Raw genomic sequence first — 19,147 nt, 5'->3', positions numbered from 1 at the left:
CCCGCCTACAGAACTTTTCGCAAAATTCAAAATTCAAGAATTATTGGGAAATGATCTCCCCTGCCTCCCCAGTCCCCAATCCCCAGTCCCCAGTCCCCAGTCCCTAATACGGGGGATAACCAAAATCATCTTCATCGGGATAGATATAAGAACTAGAAACTCCCGCCATGCCATTTTTTGGCGTTTCTGTTCTCACAGGTTCCTTAGCAAATTCTTTGTAATCTTCAAAGGTTTTACAAATCATTGCTGATTCTGGTGAATCTGAAGCAATCAAGTAATTAGTTAAAGTCGCCACAGTCGGATGTTCATAATCTACAGTCGAAGCCACCAAAACTGTATTTGGTTCAATCCCTCTTTCTTCACACTCAATAATCGGGCAGAAAATTCCGTGAGCATGAAACAAAGGGCCTTTTGGTGTAATTGGTTGCTTGCGGAATAAAGCATAAGCCCTTTCTAACTCTGACACAAAACCACTGACAATTTTGCCCTGTTGAAATTCACAGTAGGTCTTGCTAAAACTCGCTCCGGCTGCACCATTGAGAGTTAATTGCAGAGGATAATCATGTAAAAACTTTTTATCTTTACCTACTAAGAAAATTAGGTAACGAGTAAAGGTTTTAAATTTTAATTTATCTGCTAAAAACGCATCATAATTTTCTTTGAGTGTCCCTAATTTTATCCCCGTTTCTCGGTCTTTAACCGACAAAGGCCCCCGACGCACAATCACTATTCGGGGAGTAGTAGTCATAAAAACTGTTTCCACCCCAGAACTGAATTCATGTTCTACTTGTTGCCAATTATCATCAGGCTGAAAACCCACAGCCTGAGCATTATCTAGCTTAATCGCTAAACCGTAGGACTGTAGACCATCTGCGCCATACCGAGGATTAATCATCTGACACCAGGGGATGACTTGAGAAGGCGGCGCATTAAATTTTTCATCCTCAAAGTCGAACTTAGCAGCTGCTGTCATCGTTTTAGACACAATAGTAATTTCCTATACAACTTTATCAGTATGACGCTGATGCTAGAAAGTCAGTTGAGCAAACAGGCGTACTGTTTTTTCCAGGTTAAAGCAGAATCAATCTCAGTTGCAATCTCTGTTTTGTTTTTTAACAACTTCATTTTAGGGACTGGGGACTGGGGACTAGGAGAGGTAGACAAGGTAGACAAGGGAGAAATTCTTTGAGAGTAGGACTTACGCAAGTGTCACACTAAATATGTCTTGTAGGGTGCGTCAGACGGTTTAAATGCTGTCAATAAACAGATTGTTGACATCTGACGCACCCTACTATTATGCCAGTTGCGTAAGTCCTGAAGAGTCAACAGTCAACAATCAACAGTAGAATCAGTTTTAACACGAAACTTTCCGAATATCCTCTCAACCTGCTGCATAATGGTGCGTCGCGCAAAGAACAAAGTTAATCAACCAACTTCTAATTCCGACTGGCCGCTAGAGACGGAATTAGTCGGACTAGAATTTGAGTTAGTCACTAAAGTAGATGTGTCTGTCTACCCTCAGTATACAATTGGACTCCATGCCTGGCTTCTCGACCAAGTACGGTTGACAGACCCAGAACTTTCTGCTTATCTTCATGATGGTGAGTCAGAAAAACCGTTTACTATCTCTGCGTTGGATGGAGAATTAGTTAGTAGCGGTAAGCAATTAAAATTATTTGCCAATCAAACCTATCGCTGGTATGTGACAGCATTATCAGCTAGAGTGGTGCAATGGTTAGCACAGTGGCTAAAAAACCTACCTTCCGAGGTAAGTTTGCGTAATGCACCTTTGCAAATTCTCACCTGTAATGTTGTTCTTGCACCTACAACTTATGCTCAATTACTCAATGCTGAACATGGGAACAATCTCAGTTTAAGATTTATCAGTCCTACTAGCTTTCGCCGCAAAGGTCATCATCTACCCTTACCAGTACCCGTGAATGTCTTTCATAGCTACCTCCGTCGTTGGAATGATTTTTCAGGAATGCCAGTAAACCAAGATACATTTTTAGCATGGGTAGATGAATATGTGATCATTACTCGTCACCAAATTGCTACAATGAAAGTCCTGGCAGGGAAGAAAGGCGCAGTTACAGGTTTTACGGGTGCTGTAGAATTTAGTTTAACTAAAGAGGCTGTTGAGCAATCGGAATTTTGTCAATTACTTTATGCTTTAGGGAAGTTAGCAGCTTATTGTGGTACTGGTCATAAAACAACCTTTGGCTTAGGTCAAACCCGTTTGGGTTGGTCGTTGCAAGTTATTGCAGATGTGCCAGAAGTGGAAAGTTTGCTGGCAAGTAGAATTGAGGAGTTAACAGAGATATTCACAGCCCAACGTAAGCGGACTGGGGGAGAACGAACTTCTGAGATAGCGTCAAAGTGGGCGACAATTTTGGCACGGCGAGAAATGGGCGAGTCTTTGCAAGTGGTGGCGGAAGATTTGCAAATACCTTATGAAACGGTGAAGACTTACGCGAAGTTGGCGCGACGGGCGTTAAAGGTTGAATAGTTAGGGTTTTTCAGTTCGTAGTAGGGTTAACAGCTAGTTAGTGTTTTACTAACGAAACCTAACAAATGCTTACATTTAAGTACGATTTATGTCTACTGATTCACTGAAAAACCAGCCGCTCGCTAGACAATTTTGAGACTAGGGGAGCATAAACAGTGCTATTATTGATAGGTATTTAGGTGATAACCAAGCCTAAATACTTAATAGTAGGGTGAGATCCACCCGATCTTAAAGCCTGTAGACTGAGTAGTGCCGACACTTTCAGGATGAAGCAGGAAGAAAAAGCTACCTCGTGTTAGCATTAGTTAGCTTTTTTGGATCGGACTTTAGTCCCGACGCTTGTTAGTATCGGGTTGTTAAGGGAACACCAAAAAATAAATTATCCAAATCGACTGTTAGTAGGGTGCGTCAGTAGGAATATTTTCTTGGTATAGCTAGGGTTTCTCGTACTGACGCACCCTACATTTTGGATATTTTTTATCTGGAAGTCTCTAAAAGAGGACTAAAGTCCTTACTACAAACTAATTAAATTTGTTGTGACACTGGGGTAAGCTCTGTAATTCTAGGTTTCGTAGATGGTAATTTCTACACCGGAAACTGTGTAAGTAATCTCTTTAAATTGGCTCACATCCACCAATGTTTTCATAGTGGAACTCAAATATATTTTACCAAATTCTCCTTTATCTTGAGCCATTTTCGAGGCAACGTTAACTGGATTACCAGCAATGTCTTTACCGCCAACAGCCAAGTCAAAAAGCAAAATAGAGCCAGCATCAATTCCTGTACGAGATGGAATATTTTGTTCTGCTAGTTTTTGACGTAATTCTTGAGAAAATTGGAGTGCGGTATCGGCTGTATCAAAAACATAAATTCCTATAGAACCGACTGCCTTAACTTCCACACCATGATACTTTTCTAGAAGTTGCAATCCTGTGTCTTTCAGTTCAGCTGTCAGAGCCAAGTTAGTAAACATTCCAATTTCATGGTATTCAGCTTCTTGAGTTCCCCTTTCAGCTAAAACGACTACTTTGTTTTGCAGGTATTTATCGGCTAACTGATTGGCAAAAGTGGTGTCTGTCAGGCGGTTTCCATATTCTAATAAGTCAGCATAAAATTCTTGAGAATAAGGAATGGGATAGTTCGGATTTAAAGGTGGTATTTCTGGTAAACCTGGCCCGTCTAAAACACAGAAAATCTTCCCGATTTCGGTTACTGCTTCGCTTTTTGGGGTAACAGTGAAATTATGGTTTTCTGGCAAGAGTTCATAAAATGCTTGACTGATAGCTATTTCACCGCCCGCAGTCTCATTTTCGGCAATTTCTTCAATGACATCAGCTTCTAATCCATATAAACCACCGTTGATGTAATAAAAGTCTCCATAGTGTGCGCCAATTCCAATTTTAATTTGACAACGTTGGCTAATTTCACGTTGGATTGTGAGCAACGCAGACAGAAGAGTTTCAGGCTTGACTGATGCAGGATAAAACATTTGAGTATTGTCAGCAGCCCAAATACCAACACCTTCACCACCTATGGCTGTACCAACACTGTAGACAATTTCTTTTGGTTGGTTAATGATTGCCAAAATTTCTAATAAGCCTTTTTGCTTGGTTAGCTTAGTCAGTCCAGCAGAATCAGAAGATATGCTGTAACCTTTGACTTTATAAGGTTCTAGCAGTTTTAAGGTGGCTTCTTTGGTTTGGTCACTCAATAACCACTGTTTAATCAGTGTCAGTGGTAAAGCACCGATAATGTCTTGGGTGATGTCAAATAAGGCGGGATTATATTGATCTGTAGTGAATTTGTTAGTCATCTGTTTCAAGTCAGATAAATTTATACTTCTGCACGACAAATTACACTCGCAGGGTTATCCTCTCTACGAGAAGCCGCAGCTATATAACAACAGTGCAAAAGTTAAATATTACACTATCACAAGCTGCTTATTATCAATCAAGACATCTGACACTTTTAATACTTTTATAATCTTTTAGGGAAAGTATTTTTACTTTGACTGTTTGTCCTTCTCTAATCTTCTAACTTCTGCTGTGTAAGTTCCAATGGCTGCTTCAGTTCCATCAGGTTAATGTAAAGCAGCATCATCTGAGCGCGGGTTTCATTCTTTGCCCTGCGCTCAGGTGTCATCTGCCTTTACAATTCGCTAAAAGATTTTGTTTTCATATCTTCCCTTCATCGTCAAGCTAGCTTGAAAGCCTGTCTGAGATTGGTTTGTAGTTTTAGTCCCCTTGCGGGGAAGAGAGATGGGAGACTAATTAGTCTAATCATCCAGCATCTCACGGATTAATATTCCGTCTTTTAATGCAGCAAATCTAGTCCAAATACTAGATTGTAACTCAGCATATGACGAATGTAAGTTTCCGTCCCCTTGCGGGGATTAAGATAAATCAGTACCTAAAAGTTGCTTGATTTTTCGTAGATTTTCAAACGATTCAGTAACCTTATCTTTATGTTTAGTGTAATACAATTTTGCATTGGTAGTTATATCTTTTAGATATCTAGCTTTGCGGCTCTCTTGTTCTAAGTATGTATAAGCTATACGTAAATTTCGGCTCCGTAATTGTACGGCAAGGTCATCTACATATTTCCGGCGAGTCGTATGGCGAGATTCTTGATCTTGTTCTTTGTATTGCTCTATATCAAACCCCTTAATACAAGCATAATGTTCTATCAAGTGTAACGCTGCATAAAAGCACATAGTTACTGCCCAATCAGGATAACTCTGCTGTATACTACGTGCTGCTTGTTCATTGATTTTTGCTTGTTCAAGGTAGCGATCGCAAGTCATTTTCTTCTCAAAATGTTGCTAGAAGTGATTGATGATTAACCAGTTTGAGAGAAGGACTTGACCAAGTTTGTATGCCTACCTGTGGTCTATTATGCGAATCAACAATTACCTTGGTAGTGTCACGAACTGGAGACAGCTGATTTACTACTTCAGAGTGAAAATACCACTTTTCACCAGAGTTATCCCGTAGCTTCCATTCACAGTCAATTACTATCTCTTGTAACTGTTCCCAGGATTGATAGGATAATTCAACTTCCGGCAACAACTCTACTTCAAAATCAATATTATGAAGGTCTGGGTATTTTAAAGCTATAGCTCTCACTCGTTTTACTTGAGGAAATTCAGCTAATTTTTGGACTAATTTTTGTATTTTGGTGACTATTTGATGGCTGGTTGATGTGTCAGACTGAATTAAGCGTAAGTCTGATGAACGAACTTTACTCCATGTCGTATTAGTCTTAAAGATGGGTACTAAACCCTGAGCTTCTTTTGAGTTCCTGCTTACAATCATTCCTCTTCCTTTAAAAATTCATCTAGACGATCTCTTAGAAAGGCGGCGTGTTGACGAGTAAACGCAAAATTATATATGGGATTTGCTGGTGATGCTGAGTCTTGCTGACCATCACTAAATGGAGTTTCCGAGAGCATTCCTGCTATTAAAATCCGATGCTCCTCATCAACTGCTACACGTACACCTGTAACTAAATATACCTTGCTTCTGTTTTCCTCACTCATGAATTGTTCTTTCACCTGATTGTCTTTAATTTATATAAACAGGGGAGCCAAAATTCAGCCAGTAGGCAATCATCTTAGCAATCCCCTTTATTTTAAGGCATACCTACGTTGAGTAGAGCTTGCCAATAAAGCAGTTCATCTCTAAAAGCTGCAAGCTACCCTTTTAAGGGTGTGGCTTTTGACAGTTGAGTGGTTGACTGAGCAACTATCACTATTTTTGTGATTTGATACTCAATGAAAGAACAAGACTGTTGTTTGAAAGACTCAGAAACCATCGATGCAGAGTAGCAATCCAGTATTTTAAAGCTTGTCCTTGACTCATTCATATAGAATGAACTCCTTAAGTTAGTTTTACTATAGATTGTAACATTACTAACTCATCAATCTATTGTGCGATGAGAAAAAATATGCTTATTTAGTTGGCACACTTAACATTTTTAATACTTCCATCATCCTTGAGAGCCACGATTGTCACTTGAACCGTCTGCCCTTCTTGCAGAGAACTTGCTTTTTTAGGTTCTTTCTCAGTTAACTTAATTGTCCCCAAAATTTCATACGTGACCTTGTTACCATTAATTTTGGTAACTGTTGCATCTAATATCTGATCAACTTTGAAATCCTGAGATTTAGCAACCTTGGCAATTTCCGCTTGACGTGCTGACTCTACAGGTGGTGCGGTGGGAGTAGCAATTTCACCAATGGGAACACCTGCGTCTTTGTAATAACGCATCAGGCGAGATACCCAACCTAAAATTTGCAGGATGGTATAGGCATCACTAATATTTTTGAGATAATCGCTACAAGCTTTATCAATACTAATGTAATAGTCTGTAGTTTTTTTACTGTGTCCTATTTGCCTACCATTACTTACTAAGGTTTTTAAATACTTAAAAAATCTGGAAGTTGCATCTTCTCTATTACTATAAGCACGCAGATAGGCAACAGCTTTTCCTAACTCGTTGACATCAGTATCTTCTTTGACTAAAGTTAGAGCGATCGCATGGGCAATTTCCCACTGTCTATCTGTGAGAGTTTCCGAGGTAGATTCACTTATTGTCATCATTAATACATCCCTGATGGTGGTTCGCGGTCGGTTGGGTAGCGTAGCACTTTTGTCAGTTCTTCTAGCTGTTGTTTCTGCACAAGGCGTGAGTGTGCAGCTTGAATCTTTTCCTGTTTAAATTGTGCTAATTTATCTCCTGTAAGTTCCTCGGAATCGCTGATTTCATAAGATGAGTAACGCTGTTTTAAACTTTGGGGACGTTGAATTTTATCTATAGTTACTGTCATTGTTCCCATACCGATGGGTTTACCACCACCGACTTTTAAAGCTAGAGGATATTTGCTATCTTGTCCTAATATAATCAACAAAGTTCCTAATTCTTCTGGTAGTAAGTTCTTGAAGTGTAATTGAGTTTTAAAAGTATATTCTTTCCCGGCTTGTTGGACAGCAACCCCAGAATTTTGTCCTTTATCAATGGCTCTAATGGTATGATAATAAAACTTACGTCCTGCTACTTTACCTCTAACAAAATATGCACTACTCTGGTCAGGTCGGGGACGATATAAAGAAGGCATAAATCCAGTGGTAAAGCCGATGCTTTCACACTTAGCATCATTAAAATCTAGCAAACCCTGCCAATTTAATGCACCAAATACCCGACTAGCTGGACAAAGTTGTTCTTTGTTGGAGCAAGGTAGGCGTTCTTTGGGATACTTATTTTCTTTGTTATATTTAGAAGTAACAACTGCTAATGTACTATTGGTAATTGCTTCATATACAGAACGGATGCAACCTTTGAGAGAACTACCTTGAATTGAGAGTTTTTGGTCAACACCCTGCACCATTGTTTTAATTAGGGGGATGCGGTTACTACCAATGTCGCTTCCCATTGCAACTATCCCGGTGGAGATGTGCAGAGATGTCTGCACTTTCAGGGTTAGGTAGAGTGTACCATGTAGGCGATCGCTCCAATATTTATCATGTCCCACAGGACGCTGTAAGTTAGGGCGTTCTGGAGGGAAAGACACGAATTCATAAGGCTTTGGTGAGAATTCCGGGTTAGATGTATCTCTAGGAGTCGGTTTTCTTGGCGGTGGGGGAGGAGTTCTTGTCATGTTAATTTACCTCTACAGTTAAAGCCACAAATTGCACGGTGGAAGTTTCGTTATCAATAAAGTAACGTTGACCTAATTTTGGTTGGTTTTTCTTATCTTCATTTACTCGAATATCTAAACTTTTGGGATAACTGAATTCTTTAGGAAAACGAGTTTTATCAAGACCATAACCATAAGCAGGATAGGCGTAAGATGGAAAGTTATCATAATTTTGCGGTTCTATTCGCCAACTTTTACCAATGGGCTGGAAATTATCATAATTATCAGTAATAGTCAGCAGTAGCACTTCATAATTATCTCGATATTTTTGCTTCCACCGCAATTCAAAATGATTATTGAATATTTGTCCCTCAAGCATGGGGAAATCATCATTGGTAGGTGGTTGTTCTTTAATTCCGCTAACTTGGTGACTATAACGCCAAAAATAGTAACTAGATTCTGTGGAAAATTTTTTAATTAACTCTAGTAACTGTGTCCGTGGTAAAGCTTCTTTAACACCAACAAAAGGTTTCATTTAGACACCCCTAATAACTGACTCCAAGACCTAACACAACGCTCAAATAAATCGTTAACTGTTCCTTCCCGCCAAGTTAGTTGTACACCAAAACCTAAATCCATTTCTTGGGCTGCGACTGGTGTATCTTGATTGTCTGGTTTGGAGAAACCATATAATTTTGCTTCTTCAGTTTGTAAAAATTCCCCCACACCTAGGAGTAAGGTTTTATTCCATTCTTGCTCACTACCAAAAGTATGAATTTGTTGTTTATCTTCTGATAACATACAACCAGGATACTGAACAACGGCTTGATTTAACTTAACTTGCACAGTACCCAAACCGCGAGATTTCGCAAAACCTAAACCAAACCAACCATCATTTAAGTCTCGCAATACTAAACCAATTAAGCCTAATTGCGCTAAAGTAAAATTCTTGAGATGGATTTTAGTTTTAAATTCGCCAGCCGTACAGACTTGATAATTGAACGGCCCGACTGCTACAGAACCAAAAACTCTATCAATTGCTACTCCGTTGCGTTCTTCAACTTTCACCTGTTTGCTGTCAACTGGATGAGCATCTTCAATTCTGATTCTGCTAGCAATGGAAGTATTGCCAAAAATTTGGTCTGTAAAACAGGATAATTTGTAAATTTCTGGGGCTGATTTTTTCTCTAGATAATCATAGTTATCATTTAATGGATTATTAGCCCAAGGTAAGTTTTTAGCGTTGGGTTTTTCATCACCAATTGTTCTAACTATACGTTCTGCATGAGCGCGAATTGCTCCTTTTAAACTGCTTCCTGGTAAATATATGGAACGTCCCCCAGCGTGATAGGTTTCCACAAATTCCATATCAGGTTTTGTAGGGTCTGCGCCTTCTTTACCTGATTTGATCAGAATCGGCCCGTCTGGGATGATGGTTAAATCAATGGTGCAGTGATTAATAAATCTTTTGTGCATGACTGGATTTATTTGCTAAGATATTTAAATGCTTGGATAAGTTCACCGATGGATTTGTAAATATCAAGAGACATATTTACTTCTTAACTTCAGTATTACTTTTATGAGATACTTGGCTGTTAAGATAATCTATTAATTGTTGTACCCAATGGTCTTTAAATTCCCGTGCATCTTCGTAGACCGTCTTATCTCCCAAAACCAATTTTTTGAGATAGTCTAGTAATAACTGTGGTTGATTTTCGGGATAGTCAAACCAAAGCATCTCTTTAATATCTAGTTTAACCACACCTAAGCCACGCGATCGCCCGCCTCCGAGTGGTATCTGTTCTGTCTCAAACTGGTGTAACCCAATCATCAACAGTCCCAGTTCATACTCTGCGGCGTTTTCCACCACCGCTTTAAACTCAAACTGTGTCCCAGCCGGAACGACTTGGAAATCGTAGAGTTTCCCGTCTGCGGCGGTTTCGGTGTCTCTGTCGATAGCTACGCCGTCTCTTTCTTGATATTGTCCAAACCATGTATTGGGTACTACTCTTAAATCCCGGACTTGAAATTTGCTAGCTATCCAGGGTGAACCAAATAAAAGAGAGGTTAAGTCTGTATGCTTGATAATTTCCTCAGTTAACGTCTCGTCATCATTGCAATTAACTTTTAATTCCTTAATCTCCTGAGAGGTAATTGACCATTCTTCCTCAATTGCGGGATTAGCTACTAATTTACGATTATTACCTACAATACCTCTAAGGAAACTTTCTAGGCGCGATCGCATTGCACCTTTAAAGCTAGACCCTGGTATTAATGGTTGACCTAAAGCATCTTTAATTACAGGTAAATCTGAGCCTATCGGTTCACTAGAACGACCTGCACTAATTCTTAAGGCGGTGATTGTGGTGAGTACGCCTGTGATTTCTAGGCGATTTTTAAATGTGTCAAACATAAAATTTTGCATTGGTGAATTAGTATGTAATTTCCTCACGCAGAGGCGCAGAGGCGCAGAGAGAATGCTGTTTTCTACAGTCCTTCACTTCGTTGAACATGGTCGTGAGTTCCATAGTATCGTAGAGATAAAATACCTCCTTCTATAACTTTGCAGCTAATTCTTAGGCTGCGGTTGACGCGAAAATGATCAATCTGATTAGAATTTTTATATCGGGTATAGTCTACTGCTTGGAAAAGTACGCTAGTATCTCCATCAGATTCTTTTAATAAACCCGAAACTTTCGCTAGGTCTTGTTGAAGTTGTACTTTTTTTGTACTATCTGTAATTCTGTTGTAATCGGCTCGGAATGTGTCTGTATAATGCAGTCTGGGAAATTCTAATAAGTTACCAGATAATAAGTTATCTTTCGACTCATCCCATATTAAGTCACCCCAAGTAGACAAAACTTTCTTGCCATTAAATTCACCAATTAAAGCTTCTGGGATTTCTGTAACTTCTGATAAAGAAAGTCCTGCACCTTCAGCCATTAAAGCTAACTGAACAGTATACGGTTCAATCAGAGATTCATCTACTTTAATCGGTAGACGAGGGATTGTAATTAGATTAGATTCTTTACCTTCAAAAATATAAATTATCTCATGCGCGTAAAACATCCCTATTGTATTTAGATAGCCTTGTAAACTCTTGAAGCTTCCAACAAGATTAAAACAAATTCTGTAGCTATCTTTCAAAGGTATAATTTCTTTTCTTAACCATACCAATAAATCATCTATTCCTTCTGCAAATGCTGTTGTGCTAGCTGTCGAAAGTCCACTAGGTGTATAAATACTGCTATTAACTAATCCTTGTTGTCTGAGAAATTCTTTGACAATTTCCGCAGTGGCTTTTCCTTGTGCGGTATCGGTGGAAATTAACCAATTAATATCTTGTATTCCTTCCTGTAGTTGGTTGTTATACAATCCATAAATTCCATTGAGTTCTGCACTGGCTAAACGAATCTGAGGTATTGAACTTTGCTCAAGCTTTTGAATAGCCCTATTTTTGAGAGTTTCAATTATTGATATAACGTTTTTAGGGGTATTTTCTAGTGTAAAGTTAGCTGTATCTCTCAGTTGATTATACCAATCTTGTTCAGCCTGATCACCCCGCTTGATTTGATTAGTTAATAAGCTAGTTCCAATAGTAGAGATAATGATTCGACGCATATTTTTACTTCCTGTCACCTTAAATCAATCGTTAAGCTGCACCATCACGTTTGTATTTCAAATAGCGTGCGCCGTAGCCTAAATAACGGCGGATTAGTTCTAGCCAAATTGGTTTATAGTCTGCTTCACAGCAATCTGCTATTATTTGAGCATTTTTTTTGATATTCTTATCGATATCTTCAACTATTTTCTCTGCTAAAGAACCTGTACCTTTTCCCCACTTCTTATCACGTCCTACTTGATATCGCAAGAAGTTTTTAATGACTTCTGCACTGTCTGTTGTCTCAGCAACGCGCACTAAGTTACGAAATTGAGATTCTTCTAAATCACCATAAGATTGCTTTTTATCTAAAGCCTCTTGAATCCAGATAACTAAATCATCTTCAGCTTGGCGGATACCTTTTTGGATTTTTAGTTGTTTCTGCTGTTCTGATAAATCACTCATTTTGCATCCTCTCTAAATACACCATGAAACTCATTACAAATTTGTACTTGTCCGAAGCCTTCGCAGGTGCGATCGCCTACTCCTTTCAGTTCCAATTCTTTTAGTTTATCAATCGCTATTTTCTCATGTTCTTTATCTACACTAAATAAATAAACCGCACCTCTATTAGTGACTAATTCTATATCTTTCATCAATCCCCACGCAGCATTCCAGCCTGAACGATAGTTATAGCTACTGTATGCTGTATGCAGTTTTAAAGGAATATCATCACATCCTGCGAACTGCTGAAGCATCTTTTCTGAAATCACTGTGGTGCGTCGCCAATTTTCGGTAAGAATGGCATCAGATTGTAAATCTATAGTAAAATATTTCCGATTTTCTAATACATTATTGTCTGGTTTACCAAAAACTGACCAAAGTTGCCAACGCTGTTTTAATTGTTCGTTAAATTCAGTAATTCTCTGTTCAACATCTGGAACAGCATCTTCAAGTGTCGCTTCGATTTTAACTTTACCTAAACCTCTTGATGTCGCACCACCTAACCGAAATAACAGAGGATTGTTGTCAATAAAATTTGTTAAAGATTTAGCTAACTCTTCATTTTTAACTAAAATCGCACTTTGATAAACAACAGGATGCCAATTTTTCTCTTTAGGATTTTCAACAAATGACTCATTTAAAACTTCTATGCTGTAAAGAATTTCTTCTTCTGATGTTGCACGACGGCGGTTAATTCCCACTCGTGTTAGAAAGCGGGTGCTAACAGAATGACTGCGATATTTGCCATCTTGACAACTGTAAAACCCACTGTATGGTTCAACTCGTGCATCAGTCTTGTCTTTTAGAGATTTGGGATCACTAGGGTCGTAAGGATAATTATAAGCCTCTGCACAAAAACGGTCAATTAAAGTATCAAAAACTCCGTTACCTTTGTTGGATTTAAACCCAGATTTTGTTTTAGAACTGACTGCTGTGGCTGGTAAAACCATCACTTGAGTATCAGTTACCACTTTGGAAATAGAATCAGATTTAGCTATGGCTGGATAACCATTCTGAAAAATTGCGGGTTCATCACTTAAAAATAATGCTTCAAAATCACCGCCACCTGTTGCTAGGTTTCTGTCTGTAATTCTTGGTGTTTGTTGATGGGAAAGTTGTAAGATTTGAGATGCTAATGCACCCCTAATCACAGAACCAGGAATATGATCTTCGGCTACACTCACAGAACCGGGTTTTTGTCCGGCGATCGCTAATGGTGATAATGCTGTAATCTTTAACTTAATCCGCTTCATGACTTTGGTTTTGGTAGTAGCGTTTCCCAGGTTTGATCATCTGTTGCTAGAGTTTCCAACCCTTCCCAACTCAGCCAACCCAACCCCGCAGATTTGCTTCCCCCAAGGGCGTGAATATGTCGCAATCCTGCTAAAATTAAGGGTTTAGTTTGGGGGGGACAGTTTGGTAATAAATGAATGTGTCCCATAAATTCCAACTGATTATTAGCTGGGGAAGTCTCTAGAAAATAAAGTTTCTTTTCTTCTGAGGTGCGACGACGACGGTTAATAGTAACACCAGGGCGTAATACTTCTGGTAAATCATCTTTTTCTATAGGACAAATCAAGTCATCAACAATTATCCGAGATGGCAGTACAGGATTACCAAATATCTGCGAAATTAAGCAGTGATAACCTTTGTAACCCTCTACTTGATATTCTTCTAAAAATCGGCTATCTACTTGTTCCTCTTTTGGACAAAGGGTTTCAGCTTTGGGTGAATCAAAGATTAGCCATCCTAAACCCCTAGCTATTTTTTCGCATTCATGGCGCAGTCTTCCCTTGAGTTGGGAAGCGGGAATTAGTAATTGTCCTTTAGCATTGCGGACTATGGGTTTATCTGCAAGAGAACCATCTGAACCACCAGCACCCACACACAAAGCTGTATCAATTACGGCTTTGAGTTCAATAGTTTGGATTTGATTTGGGGGTAAGTTTTTTAAAGTAATCATTATTGCAATACACCCTCCTCTGATTTGGCAGGATTGGGTTTATTCTTTGAGTCTTCAATAAAAGGATATAAATCTACTAACTCTCGCCAGATAGTTTCATAGGTGACTGTATCTTCTGGTTTGTCTGTTTCTTCTTTTAAAGACATCCAAGGCGCGAGATTTCCTGTATTATTTGGATTTTTAGGTTTACACCATGCGTCTTCAAATTGTTTTCTTAACAAATCTTGAGAGCTTTTGTTACTCAACCGCGCTCGGAAATAGAGATAATTGAGCATGGCTGTTTGTTTGCTTTGCTCAAGCCAACTGCGGATTTGATAAAGTTGAGACTTGGGAAATTCTGCATCTTTTAAAGCCTTAGCGGTTGCTAATAATCCACCAAGTTCATGTAGTGTATAGGGTGCAGCATACAACTTGAGTTTTTGCTGACGATTTACAGTTTTAGTTAATCCGTTGGCGCGAAACTCGTTAATATTAGATGAAATCATTGTAACTGATTTCATTACCAAAAAGTCAACTGTTCCGCCATAGTAACCATGTTTTTTTAATTCTTTTGCTTGCTTTTTAGCTGATTTTAGTAATTGGTTTGTCAGCTTTTCTGCATAATATATTGGTGTGTCTTCCGCCGTTATTAATACACCTGTTGACATACTGAGCACACATTGCTTGGAAGGAGACGTATGTTCTTTGTCTTGATAACGATGAATCGATTTAAAATCATAGCTTTCATTAATTTCGTAACGCGTACCTTTTTTTAAAAGTATTTTTTCAAATTCTTCCCCAATAGTCTTAGCAATAGCTAATGCTTTATCGGCTGGTACAATCAGCATCACATCATCACCACCAATAGTTAGAATTTCAAAGGGGTGAATCCAAACTTCATCTTTGCTATTTCTTTCAGCTTGTAAATGTGGACTTAATTTATGGGGTTCGAGATGTTCTGTTAAAGCTACATATACAGATTGTTCCGTCGCGTCAAAAATATCTCGACTAAATTTTTGATAAGTTTCTGGGTTTTTAATTTTTTTCTGGATGTAACCACCCATGTTATTACCATCTGCGTAGATATAAGCTACAAAACCTTTAGGTTTACTAGCATCCCCAATTTCTCTGACAGAAATTGCTTCTTTAACTCTGCTAGGGTGAATATTTTCTGCTCGCACTTTACCATAATATCTATGTGGTGTTGTATGCTGAAAAGCTTCAAATTTATTCACCCAAGTTTCAACAGCTTCTTGACTACCTGGTGTCCAACTAAAACCAGCGTCATAGTACCAGCTTTGAGAAGTTTTTTCTCGTTTAGATATCTGTCCGACTAATCGCTTACGTGCGGAAGCTTCAGAAAACCAAGGTGCATTAGGAAGTTCTTTCGCTTGCATTACAGCCGAACGGCGATCGCCTTCATCTCGTATTATATAAGGATGGGTTTCAAACATCGGCGGATAACAACGCAATGGTCTATCTTTTCCAGCCAAAATATTACCATTCCGCCGTTGATTAAATAAAGATGCTAACCTCCCAGCTAATTCATTAAAGTTTTTCCGTTCTTTAAAAGCTTCTTCTGGTGATGTATCAGCCTGTTCAAAGTAAGCTTCGATTAATGGGTTTTTTAGATTTTTAGAATATTTTTCTAGCCAAAATGTATCATCATCAATCACATTTGGCAATAGACCGAATTTGATTTCTAGTAACTTAAATGTATCCCCAACCGCACAGGAGTTAGCAGTTAAAGTTTCTTCAGTGTAGCGTTTCTCAATGGCGTTAGCTAAATCATCCACAAAAGCAGCAGGACAAAAAGCTAAGATATTTCCACCTGTAGAATAAATGATTAATTCGGGAATCAGTGCTTGTGAAAGTTCGGGGAAATTTTCAGGTTTATCTAACCATTCTGTTCTCACTTCGTTCTCACAGTAATCTTTAGCCCGTTGACACTGAGGATAATCTTGATGAGTTTCGCATTTAAAAAAAGCAGGTAAATCAACTAAGTTAATTCTATCCAGCAGTGCTGAACCCCCGCGAATATCTGGAAGCTTAGATGATTCAAACACATATTGTTTAATCTTAGTCGCACCACCATAAACTAAGCCAATGCGAGTATTTTGATTCCATAACTCAGGATAATCACTCTTTAATTCATCAAGAGTTCTAGGAAAATACTTTTCATCAATACCTTGTAACTTCTCCACCTGTTTAACTAACTCTTGCACCTGTTCTGGTGCGTCTTTTCCTGTAATCAAATCCTGACGCATTTGCTGTAACACAGGTAAATCAAATTGCGGTGTACGTTCATCACCCCAGGCTAAACACCAGCTAATGGCTATGGAAATGTTTTTTTGAGAATTTGTCATATACTTGGCAATCTTAGAATGTTCTATCAAGCAATATTTACTTGTTTTCAGGAAATCTTACCTGTTTAAATAAAAACCACAAACAGCCGTGTATTTATGTAACAACTAATATTGCAACCGCAAAATTACTTAATAATGGATGTCATACTTATTAAGTAGAACATAAATATTATTAGCAGATAATCGCATAATTCGCATCTGATATTACAAATTTTCATGTATCGAATAATTGCTTAAGCGAAAGTCTAATATGTTCATCTATCTTCTTGTTGGTTTTGCTGTGTGGGTAAGTCGAGATATGCAGAAAGTCCCATATCTAGGTTATCTGTATCGCGTCTAGCTTCCATGACATCGCGTTTGAGGTTACGCAAAAGTTGGAATAAAAGCCTGTCGCATATCTCACCAACAAGTAAGCTAGCTAAAAATACCCCCACAGTACAACTAATCACCGCGAACAAACCCAGAGGGGCAATAATCAAAATTACCCAGGTAATTGCTGCATTCACTACCGCCACAATCCAACTACGATATCGTATCAGCTTCTTAACTCCAGATGTAGACACCATGTTTTCCCCGTCTCGTAAATTACGATGAAATTATTTTACACCCACCTGGAAATGGGGTCTTCCAGCATAGGGGAATATGGAAGAAAGACAAAGAAACTCTTGAGCAGGGGCGATGTTTTCCCAGAATTCTTTAATGCAAAAATTTTAAATTTTGAATTCGGAGTGCAGCGACGTGACTACTTTATATCTAACTGAAGCTGGAACAATTGTCCGCTATCGCAATGAATCCTTAGTGATTGTCAAACAGCAACAGTCTACAAATTGTCGCTTGGCGGAATTGACACTGGTTGTAGTCTTACCCGGAGTACAATTAACAGATGTAGTCATATCCCTATTACTAGACCGGGGTATTGAAACAATATTTCTCCGTCAAGATGGACAATTTCGCGGTCGTCTGCAAGGACAATTTTCTACTAACCCAACTATCCGCCTAGCGCAATATCGAACTGTAGAAACTACTTTTGGGATGGCGTTAGCACAAAAATTAGTTATGGGTAAAGTTCGTAACCAACGAGTGCTGCTACAACGACGCAACCGTGCTACCAAAGGACAAATTAGCGAATTAACAGAGGCGATAGATTTAATTAGTGCCTATGCTTCCCAGTTAAGCAACACTACAACGCCTCTGAATCGTAACGAAATCATGGGAGTAGAAGGAATTTGCGCTCGTACTTATTATCAAGCATTGAAACATTGGTTTCCTACTGAGTGGAATTTTTGCGGACGTAATCGCCGCCCACCCCTAGATCCGATTAATGCTTTGCTGAGTTGGGGATATGGGGTTTTATTGGCGCGGGTGTTTGCGGCTTGTGTTCAGGCGGGACTTGACCCCTATTTGGGATTTTTTCACGCTATTGAACCTTATCGTCCCAATTTAGTATTAGATTTGATGGAAGAATTTCGACCTGTGGCGGTAGACCAATCAGTGATTTCTCTGATTCAGTCCGATTTATTAACACCAGAAGATTTTCAACCTTCACCTGATGGTGTGGGGATTTGGTTAGGAACTATGGCGAAAAAGTTATTACTGGGTGAGTTAGAAAGGAGATTTCGCACGTCGGTGCTTTATCCGCCACAAAACCGTCAGTTAAGTTTGAGTCAAATTTTACTTGAACAAGCCCGTAGTTTAGGACGCTGTTTGGTAGAGTCGAGTTTAGATTATGAGCCGTTTGTTATTAAATGACGACATAGTTTGTAGTAAGGACTTTAGTCCTTTTGAGATAGACATCAAAGACTCTTTTAGAGATTGCTGCTTTTTGTTACCTACAGGTTTGTAGTAAGGACTTTAGTCCTTTTGAGATAGACATCAAAGACTAAAAGTCTTTACTACCAACATAAGATGAATTCTGGGGAAAGTTAAATTAATGCCAAAACTGTATTTAGTTTGTTATGACATTCCTGACGACAAGCGGCGGACTAAGTTGGCAAAGTTGCTAGAACAACGCTGTCAAAGAGTCCAGTATTCCGTGTTTGAGTGTCCTTTGGATGAGTCTACTTTGAGTTCTCTGTTAGAGAAGCGTTGGCTACCCACATTGAAATTGAATGAAGACAGTTTGAGAATTTATCCCCTTGATGCAACAGCAAAACAGGAAACACGAGTTTATGGAAGTCAGCCTCCTTACGAACCGCCGGATTATTTAATTTTGTAAAGCTTAATGTCGCATTTCTGGTAGCAATTTACAGCCTGAAGTTGATGATTTTGCTTGTGTTTGGCTATTTGTAACGGAATGTAAACTTAGCCGCTAATTTGTCGCGGCGAGTTATGAAGATTATGGAAAAGTAAACTTGTGTTAATAAAAGAAAAGTTAGGTTTTTCACCTTGACTACTTCAGCTTTTTCGTTTATATTACCTATAAGGCTGAATTTTAACGAAAGCAGCTTAAAAATTTGAGTACGGATACTTTAAGTCACATTGTCTTATCCGTAGCTCGGCGCAACTGAACCTTGAAAACCAAATACATCAATAGTTTCCACAGGGTAGGGTTAAACACCACCTATTCCCCGCAAGGGGACGGAAACTTTGG

At 38.8% G+C, this 19,147-nt stretch carries 19 protein-coding genes and 1 CRISPR repeat array (1 of these 20 cut by a window edge); of the genes, 3 read left to right on the top strand and 16 right to left on the bottom strand.

Going from position 1 to position 19,147, the window contains the following annotated elements; all coding sequences use genetic code 11:
* Positions 1-103: 103 nt before the first annotated feature.
* Complete coding sequence (locus tag A3775_RS22495; RefSeq protein ID WP_066382168.1) at positions 104-973, bottom strand: DUF5895 domain-containing protein; 870 nt, start codon at positions 971-973, stop codon at positions 104-106.
* Positions 974-1,396: 423 nt separating this feature from the next.
* On the opposite strand from A3775_RS22495, the gene cas6 reads away from it, so the two are divergent.
* Positions 1,397-2,509, top strand: coding sequence for a CRISPR-associated endoribonuclease Cas6 (cas6, locus tag A3775_RS22490; protein WP_066426887.1), 1,113 nt, complete (start codon positions 1,397-1,399; stop codon positions 2,507-2,509).
* A gap of 562 nt (positions 2,510-3,071) precedes the next feature.
* On the opposite strand, the gene A3775_RS22485 is transcribed toward cas6, so the two are convergent.
* From A3775_RS22485 to csx18, 15 genes are all read right to left on the bottom strand, one after another.
* Positions 3,072-4,322: a family 3 adenylate cyclase gene (locus A3775_RS22485; RefSeq protein ID WP_066382175.1), complete on the bottom strand. Its 1,251-nt coding sequence runs from the start codon at positions 4,320-4,322 to the stop codon at positions 3,072-3,074.
* A gap of 579 nt (positions 4,323-4,901) precedes the next feature.
* Positions 4,902-5,312, bottom strand: coding sequence for a hypothetical protein (locus A3775_RS22480; RefSeq protein ID WP_066426885.1), 411 nt, complete (start codon positions 5,310-5,312; stop codon positions 4,902-4,904).
* A gap of 7 nt (positions 5,313-5,319) precedes the next feature.
* Complete coding sequence (locus A3775_RS22475) at positions 5,320-5,823, bottom strand: hypothetical protein (protein ID WP_066426883.1); 504 nt, start codon at positions 5,821-5,823, stop codon at positions 5,320-5,322.
* The gene (locus A3775_RS22470) at positions 5,820-6,047 is read right to left on the bottom strand and encodes a hypothetical protein (RefSeq protein WP_066426880.1); all 228 of its coding nucleotides are present in this window, start codon (positions 6,045-6,047) and stop codon (positions 5,820-5,822) included. The genes A3775_RS22475 and A3775_RS22470 overlap by 4 nt, the downstream gene beginning before the upstream one ends.
* Positions 6,048-6,462: 415 nt before the next feature.
* Positions 6,463-7,110: a hypothetical protein gene (locus tag A3775_RS22465; protein ID WP_231867063.1), complete on the bottom strand. Its 648-nt coding sequence runs from the start codon at positions 7,108-7,110 to the stop codon at positions 6,463-6,465.
* The gene (locus tag A3775_RS22460; protein ID WP_066426878.1) at positions 7,110-8,165 is read right to left on the bottom strand and encodes an RAMP superfamily CRISPR-associated protein; all 1,056 of its coding nucleotides are present in this window, start codon (positions 8,163-8,165) and stop codon (positions 7,110-7,112) included. The genes A3775_RS22465 and A3775_RS22460 overlap by 1 nt, the downstream gene beginning before the upstream one ends.
* Position 8,166: 1 nt before the next feature.
* On the bottom strand, positions 8,167-8,679 hold the full coding sequence (locus A3775_RS22455; RefSeq protein WP_066426876.1) for a hypothetical protein: 513 nt from the start codon (positions 8,677-8,679) through the stop codon (positions 8,167-8,169).
* The gene (locus A3775_RS22450; RefSeq protein ID WP_066426874.1) at positions 8,676-9,620 is read right to left on the bottom strand and encodes an RAMP superfamily CRISPR-associated protein; all 945 of its coding nucleotides are present in this window, start codon (positions 9,618-9,620) and stop codon (positions 8,676-8,678) included. The genes A3775_RS22455 and A3775_RS22450 overlap by 4 nt, the downstream gene beginning before the upstream one ends.
* A gap of 76 nt (positions 9,621-9,696) precedes the next feature.
* Complete coding sequence (csx7, locus tag A3775_RS22445) at positions 9,697-10,557, bottom strand: CRISPR-associated RAMP protein Csx7 (protein ID WP_066427036.1); 861 nt, start codon at positions 10,555-10,557, stop codon at positions 9,697-9,699.
* A 74-nt stretch (positions 10,558-10,631) separates the two neighbouring features.
* Positions 10,632-11,765, bottom strand: a complete 1,134-nt coding sequence (locus A3775_RS22440; RefSeq protein WP_066426869.1) for a putative CRISPR-associated protein — start codon at positions 11,763-11,765, stop codon at positions 10,632-10,634.
* 31 nt (positions 11,766-11,796) lie between these two features.
* Positions 11,797-12,210 carry a hypothetical protein gene (locus A3775_RS22435; protein ID WP_066426868.1) on the bottom strand — a complete coding sequence of 138 codons (414 nt, stop codon included), beginning with the start codon at positions 12,208-12,210 and terminating at the stop codon, positions 11,797-11,799.
* Positions 12,207-13,502: a CRISPR-associated RAMP protein Csx10 gene (gene csx10, locus A3775_RS22430; protein WP_066426867.1), complete on the bottom strand. Its 1,296-nt coding sequence runs from the start codon at positions 13,500-13,502 to the stop codon at positions 12,207-12,209. The genes A3775_RS22435 and csx10 overlap by 4 nt, the downstream gene beginning before the upstream one ends.
* The gene (locus A3775_RS22425; RefSeq protein ID WP_066426866.1) at positions 13,499-14,212 is read right to left on the bottom strand and encodes an RAMP superfamily CRISPR-associated protein; all 714 of its coding nucleotides are present in this window, start codon (positions 14,210-14,212) and stop codon (positions 13,499-13,501) included. The genes csx10 and A3775_RS22425 overlap by 4 nt, the downstream gene beginning before the upstream one ends.
* Positions 14,212-16,557 (bottom strand): type III-B CRISPR-associated protein Cas10/Cmr2, encoded by a 2,346-nt coding sequence (cas10, locus tag A3775_RS22420; protein WP_066426865.1) that lies wholly within the window; start codon positions 16,555-16,557, stop codon positions 14,212-14,214. The genes A3775_RS22425 and cas10 overlap by 1 nt, the downstream gene beginning before the upstream one ends.
* Before the next feature lie 254 nt (positions 16,558-16,811).
* A complete protein-coding gene (gene csx18, locus A3775_RS22415; protein ID WP_066426864.1) occupies positions 16,812-17,123 on the bottom strand; it encodes a CRISPR-associated protein Csx18 in 312 nt (103 codons plus the stop codon).
* Between the two features lie 172 nt (positions 17,124-17,295).
* On the opposite strand from csx18, the gene cas1 reads away from it, so the two are divergent.
* Positions 17,296-18,306, top strand: a complete 1,011-nt coding sequence (gene cas1 / locus A3775_RS22410; protein ID WP_066382194.1) for a CRISPR-associated endonuclease Cas1 — start codon at positions 17,296-17,298, stop codon at positions 18,304-18,306.
* Between the two features lie 181 nt (positions 18,307-18,487).
* Positions 18,488-18,772: a CRISPR-associated endonuclease Cas2 gene (gene cas2, locus A3775_RS22405; RefSeq protein ID WP_066426863.1), complete on the top strand. Its 285-nt coding sequence runs from the start codon at positions 18,488-18,490 to the stop codon at positions 18,770-18,772.
* A 333-nt stretch (positions 18,773-19,105) separates the two neighbouring features.
* Positions 19,106-19,147: a CRISPR direct-repeat array (repeat unit 37 nt; unit sequence GTTAAACACCACCTATTCCCCGCAAGGGGACGGAAAC); it runs 3,958 nt beyond the window's last position.

Source organism: Anabaena sp. 4-3 (assembly GCF_001597745.1).
Taxonomy (GTDB): Bacteria; Cyanobacteriota; Cyanobacteriia; order Cyanobacteriales; family Nostocaceae; genus Trichormus.
The sequence above is the reverse complement of the archived record's forward strand: the minus strand, read 5'-3'. Positions and strand labels throughout refer to the sequence as shown.